Below are 13,102 nucleotides of genomic sequence, written 5' to 3'. Positions count from 1 at the left end.
GCATTACGGTGAGACATGAGGACCTCTTAGTCGTTGGCTGTGTGTGGTAACCACCAACCCAAGAGGTCCTCACCTATTCACGATGTAACCAACGTCCTGACTCAGTACACCTAGGGCAGGCAGCCTCAGGCGCCGGTGTCCCCAGCCGCAGGCAAAAGGTAGCGCAGCTCAACAACGCCCCTGCCCAGGGTGCGGGACGCGGCCAGCTGGAGTGGCGGCGTCGGGCCTTTCAACGGAAGCAGCCTCTTCCCAGCGCCCAGTACCACCGGGATCACGGAGAGGATCACCTCGTCCAGCAGGCCTGCATCGGCGAACTGGGCCGCGAGGTTGCCGCCGCCCACTACCCAGATGTTCCTGTCTCCGGCGGAGCGCCGGAAGTCGGCGATGAATTCGCCCACGTCGCCGCGGACAAAAGTAATGTCGGCGCCGTCCGGAGCGCGGTATTCGTGGTGGGTGAAAACGTAGCAGGGCGTCCCCGCGTACGGCCACTTGCCGGGTTCGTGATCCATCAGCCAGGCATAGGTTGCCCCGCCCATCACAATGCAGCCCACACCGGCCATGAAGCCGTTGTAGCTGTCCTCACCGCCTTCGAACCCGTCGAACTGCAGGAGCCAGTCCAGATCATCCGTGGGCGTGGCAATGAAGCCGTCCAGGGACGCAGCGACGAAGTACTGGATGCGGGGCATGGCCCCATCGTAGCCAACAGCACTACCCGGGCCAACGGCCAGGGCAGTGCTGGTGTCCGGCGCTACTTGGAGAAGTACGGGATGATCAGGTACAGACCGATGAGGACGGCAATGCCGCACAGGCAGAAGCAGATGTAGGCGAAGGAACGCTTAAGTCCGGGGGACGTCTGCTCTGCATCGGCGGCGATGGCCGTAAACCGGACGCCAAGCGCGTACAGGGTTACCACCGTAGCTGCGGCTACCAGGGTGGCGCCTGCGACCGTCAGGAGTTCCAACCATTTCATCGCCGATTCTCCTTGGGCTTGTTGGTCTTGGCGTCTGCCTTGGCTTTTGCCTTGGCCTCGGCCCGTGCCCGGGCCATCGCCTTTTTCTTTGCGAACCGGACCGCCTGGCCGGCTTCCTCGACCTCGACGGCGTTCTGGTGGCCCACGGAGGACTTGCGCGAGTAGAAGAACATGAAGAGGACCGCGGCGCTGCCTGCGATGGCGGCGATGAGCACGCCCACGGGCCCGGTCTTTACGAGCAGGGCGGTCAGGGCTCCAACAACGCCTGCGGCCGGGAGGGTGAAGAGCCAGCCCAGCGCGATCTTTCCCACCATGTTCCAACGGACCGTGGTCCCGCGGCGGCCCATGCCGGAGCCGATCACGGACCCGGAAGCCACCTGTGTGGTGGAAAGTGCGAAGCCCAGGTGCGAGGAAGCAAGGATGGCGGACGCGGTGCTGGTCTCGGCCGCGAAGCCCTGGGCGGGCTTGACCTCGGTGAGGCCGGAACCCATGGTGCGGATGATGCGCCAGCCGCCCGCGTAGGTGCCGATGGCGATCGCCAGGGCGCAGGACGTGATCACCCACAGCTGGGGACCGGAACCGGGAGCCTGGCTTCCGGCGGCGATCAGGACCAGCGTGATGATGCCCATGGTCTTCTGGGCATCGTTGGTGCCGTGCGCCAGCGCCACAAGGCTGGAGGTGAAGATCTGGCCGGTTCGGAAGCCACCACGCTTCTGCGTGAGCTTGGTGCCGGTTTCGGGATCATGCCGCGACGTCAGGGCATAGGCCAGCCGCGTACAGACGTAGGCGGCGAGGCCTGCGATCAACGGGGCAAAGACGGCGGGGAGGATGACCTTCTGGAGCAGTGTCTCCAGGTTCACGGAGTTGAATCCGGCGCCAACCACAGCCGCGCCGATCAGCCCACCGAAGAGCGCGTGCGACGAGCTGGAGGGCAAACCCTTGATCCAGGTGACCATGTTCCAGAGCACGGCTCCCATCAGCCCGGCGAAGATGATGTCCGGGGTGATCTGGACACCCCCGGAGCCTTCCCGGATGATTCCGCCGGACACCGTCTTGGCCACCTCGGTGGAAAGGAATGCGCCCACCAGGTTCAGCACGGCCGCCAGGGCCACTGCGGTCCTGGGCTTGATGGCACCCGTCGCGATGGGTGTTGCCATGGCATTCGCCGTGTCGTGGAAGCCGTTCGTGAAGTCGAAAAATAGTGCCAGCGCGATGACCAGCGCCACCATGAAGGTGATATCCACCTGTTGCCCAATCTGCAGAGTCGACGTTCAGCAGTTTCTCTTACCAGGCTGCCGTGGACAGCATAGTTCACCAGCTGTTCGCTTGGAATGACTTGCGGCGATGGCGGGGCCGGCGGGAAACCTTATCGATCGTACGCGTCCCGGGCATAAGGTCAAAACAGGGGGCGGGCCAGGAACCCGCGGATCCGGTCCAGTTCCGCGGGGGTGATCCCGCGGCGCGGGTGCGGTGAAACGGTGAGGATGCGCCGGCCCAGGAACCGCGCCCACCGTTGCGCTTCCGCTTCGAACCCGAGCTGGTCGTCCACCCAGGCGACAGCATCCGGCCCGGTCTTTTCGATGTCTTCCTGGATGGCGCGGAGTTTCCACCAGCCGCTTCCGCCGGCCGCACGATCTGCCGCCAGGTAAGGCCAGCTGGTGCCGGCCAGGCCGACGGCGGGACACAGGTATTGCGGGGCCAGTTCCTCCCAGCTGGTGAGCCAGACACAGCGCACCGCGGGAACGCGCGCCAGCGAGTTGAGCCCGGCCACCAGTTCAGGGGCGAAGGAAACCGGCAGCATTCCCGCCTGGGCGCGGTGCCAGCGGGACCCCCAGCCGGTCTGCCCTTCCGGACTGAAAGGACAGACGACGCCGTCCACGTCCAGGTAGAGCGTGCGCACCACCCTGCGCCCTCCGGGAGCTTCAGCCCTGGTGGAACTGCGGTGGCCGCGGGCCCGCGTCCAGTTCCGGGGCGAGCCGCTCCTCAAGGGCCGCCAATGTGGCGTCCGGCAGGACAATCAGGCCATCCAGCTCCCGCCGGGCCCGCTTGTACGCTGCCTGGCGTTCTGCCGGGGTCGCTGCCTCGTTTTCGGCGATCATCAGCAGTTTTCTTGCTGTGGCGAGCCGTTCGCGTTCCGGTCCGGTGAACTTGCTGTCCCTGATGCGCAGGGCTTCGTGTTCGGCGACGTCGAGTGCCACCGCGAAATTGTTGACTGCCTGCCGGTACGCGTCCAGTGCGGCCACGGATTTCAGCTCCTCCGGCGAGGCCGGCCGTTGGCCGTCAGCTTCACGCTTGGCCCGGAGGAAGGCGACGGTGAGCGGCTCCCGGACATCCGTCATAAGGGGAAAGTCGATGAGCTTGCCGACATCGAGTTCGTACTCGAGCCACCGCCGGTTGGTTGCATCGTGGGTGGCCATCAGTGCCTGCACCTCGGCAACGGATGCCCTTTCGGCCTCCCGCGCCTGGTTCCGGACCGTGTACAGTTCCACCCGGCGCCGGTGCCGGCGCTCACCGGCGCGCCGCCAGCCGCCTGCCCAGCGGCCGGCCAACGCCATCAGTGGAAACACCATCCACCATTTGTCGTACAGGAACTCCATCAAGGGCCTCACCCAACAATTTTCGCAGCCCTGGTGTCCGGCCTCAAGGGAGGGGCAGATGCCTGACGGCGGTCAGGGCCGCCCTGGTGCAGCGGCAGCCTGTTGCAGCTGCCGCCGCTGCGGCCGTGTCACTGTGCCGGTGCGGCCTGGGCGGAGTTGACGTTAACGAGCCAGGCGACGCCGTAGCGGTCGGTGCACATGCCGAAGACGTCACCCCATGGTGACTTCTCCATGGGGACTGTCACGCTGCCCCCGTCGGCGCTCAGCTTTTCGTAGAAGCCGCGCAGCTCGCCCTCATCTTCGCCGCTGAGGGAGATGGAGATGGACGAACCGGGGTGGTATTCCATGCTGTTCGGGGTGTCGGCGCCCATGAGTACCAGGCCCTGGGTGGTGGTCAGCATGCCATGCATGATCTTCTCGGCTTCCGCCGGATCCTCGCTGGCTTGGAAGTCGGCAAAGGTGCTGAGTGTCAGCTCGCCCCCGAACACCGACTGGTAGAAGTTCATTGCCTCGCGGGCATTGTCACGGAAGCTGATGTACGGATTGAGGATCGTTGGCATAGCGGGATCTCCTTCGCTGGGGCCGGAACTGGCCGGCCAGGACTGGGCAGACAACATCCTGCCCTATCCTGCTGTTGCCGGGTAGGGGACGCCTCCCCTGTTCATCCCTCGTTTCAGGGGACGAAACGGTAGCCGACGCCGGCTTCGGTCAGCAGGTGCCGGGGGTTGCCGGGATCCTCCTCCAGCTTCCGGCGCAGCTGGGCCATGTAGACGCGGAGGTAGTTGGCTTCCTTCCGGTAGGAGGGCCCCCAGACGTCGGACAGCAATTGCTGCTGTGAGATGAGCCGGTTCGGGTTTCGGACCAGGATTTCCAGGATGTTCCATTCAGTGGGGGTGAGGCGGACAGGTTCTCCGGATTGCAGCACCCGGCGGGCAGCAAGGTCCACGGTGAACCCGGCGGAGGTGACCAGGGCGCGCGACTCGGCCTGCGGGACCCTGCGCAGGAGGGCACGCAGCCGTGCCAGCAACTCGTCGAGGCCGAAGGGTTTGGTGATGTAGTCGTCAGCACCGGCATCGAGGGCGCCCACCTTGTCCGGTGATCCGTGCCGCGCGGACAGGACCAGGACGGGCGCAGTGCTCCACCGTCGCAGGTCCCGCAGCACGTCCGTCCCGTCCATGTCCGGCAGGCCGAGGTCCAGGACCAGCACATCCGGCGCCTGGCGGGAGGCAGCGGCAAGGGCCGATCCACCGTCCACTGCCGTGTCCACGGCGTAACCGTGCGCCGTGAGCGTGATCCGGAGGGCCTTGAGCAGGTGCGGGTCATCGTCGATCACCAGGATCCTGGCCTTCGCCTGGCCCCCGCCGGCAGCTTCGGCACCGTTGCCGCTCATGGCTGCACTTTGCCGGGGCCGGGGACCTGATGGGGAGGGCCCGCAGTGGCTGCCCCCACCGGAACACCGGCGGACAGCGGCAGGCGGACCACCATGGTCAGCCCGCCCCCCGCCGTCTCCCGGGCTGTGAGGGTGCCGCGCATCGACTCCATGAATCCACGCGCCACCGACAGCCCCAGCCCTACCCCCGAGGACCGGGACACGTCGTCGAGCCGCTGGAACGGCCGGAACATTTCCACGACTTTACGGGCCGGGATCCCCGGGCCGTGGTCGACAATATGCAGCTCACCGCAGGGGTGCCCGGCAAGTACGCCCACGTCCTGGCCGGCGGTCACTACCACCCGGGTCCCGGCTCCATACTTCACGGCGTTCTCCAGGACGTTGGCCACCACTCTCTCCAGCAGGCCGGGGTCCGCGTCCACCGGCGGCAAGTTGGCCGGCAGTTCCACGCTGACCGCTCCTGCCGGCAGGCCCCGCAGGGCGGCTTCCACCACCTCGGCCCAGCGGACCGGGCCCAGCAGGGGTTCCACCGACCGCGCCGTAATGCGGGACATGTCCAGGAGATTACCCACCAGCAGGTCCAGCCGGTCGCTGCAGGCGTCGATGGTTTCCAGCAGGTCGCGCTGCTCGGCAGGGGTGTACGAAACAGCGTTTTGCAGGAGTCCGCCGGCAGCCAGTTTGATGCCGGCCAGCGGGGTGCGCAGATCGTGGGAGACTGCCCGGAGGATTGCTGTCCGCATGGTGTTGCCCTCGGCGAGCCGAAGCATCTCGTGGCGGGCCGCTGCGAGCTGGCGGCGCTCCAGCTGGGCTTTGACGTGGACCGCGAAGGCGGCAAGGAGCCTGCGCGTCGCAGGTGGCACGTGCGGGCCCAGGAGCACCAGCGCCGTGTCCTCGTCCACTTGTTCGATCGTGATGTCCGGGGCGTCCATAGTCATGGGATCGGCAGGACTGTCCGGCAGGCGGGTGACATCGCCGGCTGCCGCCACCAGCTGCCAGGAATCCGCCTCCGGGTGGAGTCCGGTGCCGGCAGCCTTTGAGCCGTCCGCGGCCGTTCCGCCCTTTTCAACTGCAGCCCCGGTTTCGCCGCCGGCGGAGATTGCGCCGGGAACGGTTCGGCTGATGACCGCGGCCCCGGACGCGCCGAAAACGCCCACCGCTTCTGCCAGCAGCCCGATGAGGTTGTCTTCCTCCCGGGATGCGGTCAGGGCGAGGTCGGCCAGGGTGGCTGCTTCGGCGCGGGCCGTGGCGGCCTCCTTCGAGCGCCGTGCGGAACGGTCGACGACGCCCGCCACCGCCACCGCAACGCCTGCGAAGACCGCCAGCGAGATGACGTCCTGCGGGTCGCGGATGGCAAGGTTGTGCAGCGGCGGGGTGGAGAAGTAATTGACCAGCAGGCTGCTCCACAGGGCCCCGGCTATGGCCGGCCACAGGCCGCCCACCAAGGCCACGGCCACGGCTCCGGCGAGTTGCAGCAGCGCTGCCGTGGCAACGCCGTGGTCAAAGGCCGCCAGCAGCAGCTGCACAACCGGAGGCAGGACCGCGGCGAGTGCAGACCCGGCCATGATCCTCCTCCGGCCGAGTCCGGTCCGCCGCCTGCCGGCCCCGGAGGCCGGTGGCCGCGGGACCACCTGCACGTCGATGTCCCCGGCCGCACGCACCACCCGGGCTTCGATGCTGCCGCCGGAAAGGAGCGCCGGCCGGCGCCGGCTTTGACCGACGAGGATATGCGTGGCGCGGGATGCGCGGGCGTATTGGATAAGTGCGGCGGCAACGTCGCTGGAGGAGAGGGCGTGGTAGCTTCCGCCCAGGTCCGCGACCTGCCGCCGCTGGGACTCGAGGGCATGGGGCGAATCGCCGCGGGACCCTGACGGCGTGTGGACGTGGATGGCCAGCAGTTCACCGCCGGCCGCCCGCTCCAGCAGCTTTGCGGCCCTGCGCACGAGGAGGTCGCCGTCCGCACTGCCATTGAGTCCGATGACGATGCGTTCCCTGGCCATGAGGCACATTCTTCCACCATTGTGCACAGGGGTGGCACCAGCCGGCGGACGCCCTTGTGCCTTGCCTCACATGGGCGTTAAGGATGCATCAAGATCGCCTGTTGTCCGGTCACCCGCGGCATTCCCGGTGCTACTTTCGGCTGTGCCGCGGCGCCGTGCCCGGCCGGGAACGGAAGGCATTTGATGACGACCATGAGCAGGCCCCCCGCCGATCCGTCGGCACCTCCGCGGGGCGGCAGGAGTGCCGTGCGGGACTGGCTGCTCTTTGGGCTGCAGGATGCCAAGGGCGCCCACCAGGGGCCCGGGGCCGTCGTTCCGGAGCGGCACCGCAAACAGCACTGGTGGCAGGTGATGTGCCTGACGGGCGTGGACTATTTCTCCACCCTGGGGTACCAGCCGGCCATTGCGGCTCTGGCGGCCGGGGCGATCTCACCGCTGGCCACACTGGTCCTGGTGGCCGTGACACTGCTGGGGGCCTTGCCTGTCTACCGTCGGGTTGCCGGCGAGAGTCCGCGCGGCGAAGGATCCATCGCCATGCTCGAGCGGCTGCTGCCACGCTGGGGCGGCAAGCTGCTGGTGCTGGTGCTGCTTGGCTTCGCCGCGACGGACTTCATGATCACCATGACCCTGTCCGCCGCGGATGCCACCGCCCACCTCATCGAAAACCCCTATGCCCCGGACTGGCTGCACGGCCAGAACGTCGCCGTCACCCTTGTGCTGCTTGGTCTGTTGGCCGCGGTCTTCCTGCGGGGCTTCAAGGAGGCAATCGGCGTCGCCGTTGTGCTGGTGGTCGCGTACCTTTCGCTGAACGTCGTAGTGGTGGCACGGGCGCTGGCGGAAGCAGTCAGCCATCCAGTGGCCGTCAGCGACTGGTGGGACGCCCTGACAACCAGCCACGGCAACCCGCTCATGGCCGTTGCGCTGGCGCTGCTGGTGTTCCCCCGGCTGGCGCTTGGCCTGTCCGGCTTCGAAACCGGCGTGGCCGTGATGCCCCAGATCCGCGGCCGCGACGATGACACCGAGGCACACCCCGTGGGCCGCATCCAGGGGACGCGGCGGATGCTGACCACGGCGGCCCTGATCATGAGCACGTTCCTGGTGACCAGCAGTTTCGCAACGGTGGTGCTGATCCCGGAGCAGGAGTTCCAGCCCGGTGGGGCCGCCAACGGCCGTGCCCTGGCGTTCCTGGCGCACTCCTACTTTGGCCCGGGCTTCGGCACCGTGTACGACCTCAGCACGGTCGCCATCCTCTGGTTCGCAGGCGCCTCCGCCATGGCGGGGCTGCTGAACCTGGTGCCGCGGTATCTGCCCCGGTACGGGATGGCACCGGCGTGGGCGAAAGCCGTGCGGCCCCTGGTACTGGTCTTCGCCCTGACGGGGTTCCTGGTCACGATCCTCTTCAAGGCCGACGTCGATGCCCAGGGCGGGGCGTACGCCACCGGTGTGCTGGTGCTGATGACATCCGCCGCGGTGGCGGTGACCCTGTCCGCACGCCGGCTCCGGCAACGGCGGGCAGCAGGCTTTGGCATCATTGCCGTCATCTTCATGTACACCACCGTGGCCAACATCTTCGAACGGCCGGAAGGCATCCGGATTGCCGGGTTCTTCATCCTGGGCATCATCACCATTTCGGTGCTGTCCCGGGTGCTGCGCTCCTTCGAACTGCACGCCACCCACGTCCGGCTGGACACCCAGGCGCTGGAATTCATGGCGTCCACCGTGTCCGGCCCGATCGGGATCATCGCACATGAGCCCCTCCGGCAGACCGCCGAGGCGTACCGGCAGAAACTGGCCTCAGCCACGGAGGCCAGCCACTTCCCGGCGGACTTCACCCCGCTGTTCCTGGAAGTCACGGTGGGCGACTCCTCCGACTTCGAGACAGCACTGGAGGTGCGGGGTGTTCTCCGGCACGGCTTTCCCGTGCTGGAAGTCCAGGGCCCCGTGGTGCCCAACACCATAGCCTCCGCGCTGCTGCATATCCGGGACGTCACCGGCCTGATGCCGCACATCTACTTCCGCTGGACCGAGGGCAACCCGGTCACCAACCTGCTCCGCTTCCTGGTCCTGGGCGAAGGCGAGATCGCTCCGGTCACCCGCGAGATCCTGCGCGAGGCCGAGCCTGACGTCACCCGAAGGCCGTGGGTGCACGTCGGCTGACCGGAAGCGCAACAACCTCCGCCCCAACCGCCGCGCAACGGAAACGTGGTGCAGCGGGGCCCGGGGAACGTAGGCTCGGGGGCATGGCCCGATTCTTTGATGTTCATCCCCACGACCCGCAGCCGCGCGCCATCGCGCAGGCAGTAAAGATCATCCGCGACGGCGGCCTCATCGCCTACCCCACGGACTCCTGCTACGCCCTGGGGGCCCAGATGGGCAACCGGGAGGCGCTGGACCGGATCAGGAGCATCCGGCACTTGGACGACAAGCACCATTTCACCCTGGTGTGCCGGGACTTCGCGCAGCTGGGGCAGTTCGTGAACATCGGCAATGACGTCTTCCGCAGTATCAAGGCCGTCACTCCGGGCAGCTACACGTTCATCCTGCCCGCCACCCGCGAGGTCCCCAAGCGCCTGCTCCACCCCAAGAAGAAGACCGTGGGCGTCCGTATTCCGGATAACCGGGTGGTCCAGGCACTGCTGGCAGAACTGGGCGAACCGCTGCTCTCCAGCACGTTGCTGCTGCCCGATGAGGAAGACCCGCTGACCGTCGGCTGGGAGATCAAGGAACGCCTGGACAACCAGGTGGACGCCGTGATCGACGCCGGCGACTGCGGAGCCGAACCCACCACGGTGGTTGATTTTTCCAGCGGCGTGGCCGAGGTGGTACGGCACGGCATGGGTGACCCGTCCCGGTTCGAATAGGACCGGTGCGGGGCACTTTGGCGGGTGCCGCCGTCGTAATTTCCGACGACGGCACGGCGGGTCCGCGTCAGGGTGCTCTGGAACGTCGGGCCGGGAAAGGGGGCGGGGTCAGTCCTGCTTCTTCGCCCGGCTCGGCTGGACCCGTGGCGGTTCGCCTGGCATTTTGGGGTAGTCCGGCGGGAAGGGCATCTCCCCCAGCCCGGCGTCGCAGTCGCGGTCCCACCATTCGAGCAGGACGTCGATGGTGCCGGGGTTGGCGCCAAAGTCGGCCCAGGGGTCGCCGGCGGTTTTGAGCCGGTCCGGGACCGTGAGGATGGTGAAGTTCGTGGGGTCGGCGGTTTCAAGTTCGTCCCAGGTGATGGGGCAGGACACGGGGGCGTGCGGGAGGGCCCTTGGGCTGTAGGCTCCGGCGATGGTGCGGTCGCGGTTGGCCTGGTTGAAGTCCAGGAATACGCGCCGGCCACGTTCTTCCTTCCACCACGCCGTGGTCACCTGGTCCGGAATCCGGCGCTCCACCTCCCTTGCTGCCGCGATGACCGCATGCCGGACGTCCAGGAACTCGTGGACGGGGTCAATGGGCGCGTAGACATGCAGGCCCCGGTTGCCGGAGGTCTTGATGAACGCCTCCAGTCCCGCCTCGGCCAGGACGTCCTTCAGCACCAGCGCAGCGGGAACGGCGTCTCCGAAGTCCGTCCCGGGCTGCGGGTCCAGGTCGATTCTCAGCTGGTCGGGGTTGTCAGTGTTTTCCGCCCGGGACGGCCAGGGGTGGAAGACGACGGTGTTCATCTGTACGGCCCAGACGGCGGCGGCAGGTTCGTCGAGTACGAGTTGGGGATGGGACCGGGCGCTGGGGTACACCACCTTGACGGACCTGACGAAGTCCGGCGTGCCTTTCGGCGGGTTCTTGGAGAAGAACATCTCGCCGTCGATGTTGTCCGGGTACCGCTGCAGTGACACGGGCCGGCCGCCGTTGGCGGCGATGAATGCCTCCCCCACGTCGCAGATGTAGCGGGCGAGGTCGAGCTTGGTGAGCCCCAGGTCCGGCCACAGGACCCGGCTGGGACTGGAAATGCGCATCTCGCGTCCGCCGTCGGGACCTGGAACCGTAATGGTGGTCTGTTCACTCGCCATGGGGACAACGTACACCCCGTCACCGGCCCGGACCGGCATATCCGCCTGCCCTCCGGCATGATGGAGCCATGCCCGCATCCGATCAGCAGCTCACCGTCGCCGTCGGTGACGCCGCCATTTCCGCCATCTACAACCGCCCTGAGGCACCCACCGCCACCGTGGTGGTGGCGCACGGCGCCGGAGCCGGCATGGAGCACCCGTTCCTTCGGGGGTTCTGTGCTGCCCTGAACACCCTTGGCCTCGCCACCCTGCGCTTCAATTTCCCCTACCGGGACGCCGGACGGAAATTCCCGGACCGTCCTCCGGTGGCCATCGCCGCGTGGCGGGCAGCGATGGCTGCCGCCCAGGCACAGGCCGACGCCAACGGCGACCACGGTCCGGTGTGGGCCGCAGGCAAGTCGTTCGGCGGACGGATGGCCTCGATGGCCGTTGCCGACGGAATGGCCGCTGCAGGCCTGGTGTACCTCGGCTACCCGCTGCATGCTCCCGGCAAGCCGGAAAAGCTCCGCGACGAACACCTCTACGGGCTGCCCACGCCCATGCTGTTCCTGCAGGGCACCCGTGACCCCTTTGCCACGCCCGGCATCCTGGCTGACGTTGTATCCCGCATCGGGCCCAACGCCGTGCTGCAGTGGGTGGAGGGCGGCGACCATTCGTTCGCGGTGGCGGGAAAGAAACGGCCGGCCGACGAGGTGGGCGCCTCGCTGGCCGCCCCCGTGGCCGGCTTCATCGCCGCCGGCGGCAGACAGGCGGCCTGACCTTTGGCGGCCAGCCCCCTGTTGCCTCATGTCAATACCTCCGCGAAGGGGCATACGTTGCCTCATTGGAAAACCTCCGGTTGGGTCGGCGGTTCCAGTCCTCGTTGACTGGCGGTTTGATGGGCGCTGGCTGCTTGGCGGTGGCGAGGGTTCCGAGTTGCCCGGTGAGGGCCAGGATCTGCCGGGACAGGGCCGCGGGTCTGACTTTCCGGTACTCGGCGTTCATGCGGGTTGCCGCCTTCCTTTCGGTGTGAGGATCGGCGGCCGCGCGGCGGTGGGGGGTCGCCGGCGCGTCATGGATCTTTGTCACCGTGGCCCCGTGGCGGGTCTTGGATACGAGCTTCTGCTGGGGAAGCAGGTAGTTGGTGAAGGTACGGTCCAGCTCCCAGATTTGGTTCAGCAGCGCAAGTTCCGCGGCGGTGTCGTAGCGCAGGTAGCCCACCAGCTCACGGACCCTCGACCAGTTTTTCTGCTCGACGTGGGCCCCGTCGTTCTTGTTATACGGACGTGAGCGGGTGAAAGTGATCCGTTGTTCCTGGCAGAAGTCGAAAAGATCGTTGTTGATGAACTCTCCTCCGTTGTCCGAATCGATGCCGATCACCGGGAACGGGAAGGCAGAGATGGCTTGCTGGAGGGCAGCGAAGACATGCCTCTGGGCCTTGTTGGGCACGGACCTGTTCACCGTCCATCCAGTGGCGATGTCCGTGACGGTGAGCGTGAAGCAGTACTGTCCGGAACTGTTCGAGCCCTCATGGCCGACCAGATCGATCTCCACAAAGCCGGGCACGGCGTCATCCCACTGAGCCCACGTGCGGATCGGAATCTGGGACTTGAGCAGCGATCCGGGTTTGGTGTGGGACCGGCCCCGCGGCAGCAGCTTGGCCCGTTCCCCGGCCAGGCGCCTGTCGATCGTGGCTGCGCTCATCCGCCCGAGCAGCTGCGCCTGGGCGTCCGTGATGTCCAGGGCCTTCTCGTCGCGCAGCATCGGGACGAGTTCTGGCATCACCGCCGCCAGCAGCCTTCCGGCAGGAGCGCGCAGCACCGCCCAGCAGAACACCAGAGCAGGCTGCAGATCCGCCCCGTATACCGGTGCCCGGCCGGGCCTGACCGGCCTGGGCCGCGGAGGGTCCAAAGCATGCCGAAGCACCGCCCGGGCATGATCCCGGTGCCAGCCGGTCAACTCCACGACCTCGTCCAGGATTCTTCCCTTCCGGACCCTGTCCCCGGCCCGATAGGACCTGGCCAGCTGCTTCGTCACGGCCTTGCGCTCAGCCATCGTCAATCCCATCCACCCGGCCTAGCCTCCATCCGCCCACCCCGGCAACCGCCAACCCAAGCGGAGGATTATTAATGAGGCAACGTATCCCCCTTCGCGGAGGTTATTTACGAGTCAACGCG

At 67.3% G+C, this 13,102-nt stretch carries 13 protein-coding genes; 3 read left to right on the top strand and 10 right to left on the bottom strand.

From position 1 onward, the window contains the following. Nucleotides 1-125: 125 nt before the first annotated feature. The 8 genes from ACTJK0_RS20880 to ACTJK0_RS20845 all read right to left on the bottom strand — a co-directional run bounded on the left by ACTJK0_RS20880 (nt 126) and on the right by ACTJK0_RS20845 (nt 6,954). On the bottom strand, nt 126-686 hold the full coding sequence (locus ACTJK0_RS20880; RefSeq protein ID WP_440746477.1) for a dihydrofolate reductase family protein: 561 nt from the start codon (nt 684-686) through the stop codon (nt 126-128). 62 nt (nt 687-748) lie between these two features. Further along, nucleotides 749-970 carry a hypothetical protein gene (locus tag ACTJK0_RS20875; protein ID WP_110543145.1) on the bottom strand — a complete coding sequence of 74 codons (222 nt, stop codon included), beginning with the start codon at nt 968-970 and terminating at the stop codon, nt 749-751. Continuing rightward, the gene (locus ACTJK0_RS20870; protein ID WP_440746476.1) at nt 967-2,214 is read right to left on the bottom strand and encodes an anion permease; all 1,248 of its coding nucleotides are present in this window, start codon (nt 2,212-2,214) and stop codon (nt 967-969) included. The genes ACTJK0_RS20875 and ACTJK0_RS20870 overlap by 4 nt, the downstream gene beginning before the upstream one ends. A gap of 152 nt (nt 2,215-2,366) precedes the next feature. After that, on the bottom strand, nt 2,367-2,873 hold the full coding sequence (locus tag ACTJK0_RS20865; protein ID WP_440746475.1) for an HAD domain-containing protein: 507 nt from the start codon (nt 2,871-2,873) through the stop codon (nt 2,367-2,369). A gap of 19 nt (nt 2,874-2,892) precedes the next feature. Beyond that, nucleotides 2,893-3,579, bottom strand: coding sequence for a hypothetical protein (locus ACTJK0_RS20860; RefSeq protein ID WP_110543150.1), 687 nt, complete (start codon nt 3,577-3,579; stop codon nt 2,893-2,895). Nucleotides 3,580-3,695: 116 nt separating this feature from the next. Next, complete coding sequence (locus ACTJK0_RS20855; RefSeq protein WP_440746474.1) at nt 3,696-4,127, bottom strand: VOC family protein; 432 nt, start codon at nt 4,125-4,127, stop codon at nt 3,696-3,698. A gap of 113 nt (nt 4,128-4,240) precedes the next feature. After that, on the bottom strand, nt 4,241-4,957 hold the full coding sequence (locus tag ACTJK0_RS20850; protein ID WP_440746473.1) for a response regulator: 717 nt from the start codon (nt 4,955-4,957) through the stop codon (nt 4,241-4,243). Beyond that, complete coding sequence (locus tag ACTJK0_RS20845; protein WP_440746472.1) at nt 4,954-6,954, bottom strand: DUF4118 domain-containing protein; 2,001 nt, start codon at nt 6,952-6,954, stop codon at nt 4,954-4,956. Before ACTJK0_RS20845 ends, ACTJK0_RS20850 begins: the two co-directional genes overlap by 4 nt. A gap of 183 nt (nt 6,955-7,137) precedes the next feature. Between ACTJK0_RS20845 and ACTJK0_RS20840 the strand changes: the two genes are divergently transcribed. Together ACTJK0_RS20840 and ACTJK0_RS20835 are read left to right on the top strand one after the other, a co-directional pair. Further along, nucleotides 7,138-9,111: an amino acid transporter gene (locus tag ACTJK0_RS20840; protein ID WP_440746471.1), complete on the top strand. Its 1,974-nt coding sequence runs from the start codon at nt 7,138-7,140 to the stop codon at nt 9,109-9,111. Nucleotides 9,112-9,194: 83 nt separating this feature from the next. Beyond that, nucleotides 9,195-9,815, top strand: a complete 621-nt coding sequence (locus ACTJK0_RS20835; protein WP_110543158.1) for an L-threonylcarbamoyladenylate synthase — start codon at nt 9,195-9,197, stop codon at nt 9,813-9,815. A 108-nt stretch (nt 9,816-9,923) separates the two neighbouring features. Here the strand turns inward: ACTJK0_RS20835 and ligD are convergent, their stop codons facing one another. Beyond that, the gene (ligD, locus tag ACTJK0_RS20830) at nt 9,924-10,946 is read right to left on the bottom strand and encodes a non-homologous end-joining DNA ligase (RefSeq protein WP_440746470.1); all 1,023 of its coding nucleotides are present in this window, start codon (nt 10,944-10,946) and stop codon (nt 9,924-9,926) included. 68 nt (nt 10,947-11,014) lie between these two features. Here ligD and ACTJK0_RS20825 point away from each other — a divergent pair, with 68 nt between their 5' ends. Beyond that, nucleotides 11,015-11,704 (top strand): alpha/beta hydrolase family protein, encoded by a 690-nt coding sequence (locus ACTJK0_RS20825; protein ID WP_440746469.1) that lies wholly within the window; start codon nt 11,015-11,017, stop codon nt 11,702-11,704. A 31-nt stretch (nt 11,705-11,735) separates the two neighbouring features. Here ACTJK0_RS20825 and ACTJK0_RS20820 read toward each other — a convergent pair whose 3' ends face one another. After that, the gene (locus ACTJK0_RS20820; RefSeq protein ID WP_440744316.1) at nt 11,736-12,980 is read right to left on the bottom strand and encodes an integrase catalytic domain-containing protein; all 1,245 of its coding nucleotides are present in this window, start codon (nt 12,978-12,980) and stop codon (nt 11,736-11,738) included. Nucleotides 12,981-13,102 lie beyond the last annotated feature (122 nt).

The sequence above is a fragment of the Paenarthrobacter sp. 22069 genome (assembly GCF_052046035.1).
In the GTDB taxonomy this organism is placed as follows: domain Bacteria; phylum Actinomycetota; class Actinomycetes; order Actinomycetales; family Micrococcaceae; genus Arthrobacter.
This window is presented reverse-complemented; position numbering and strand designations above follow the sequence as displayed.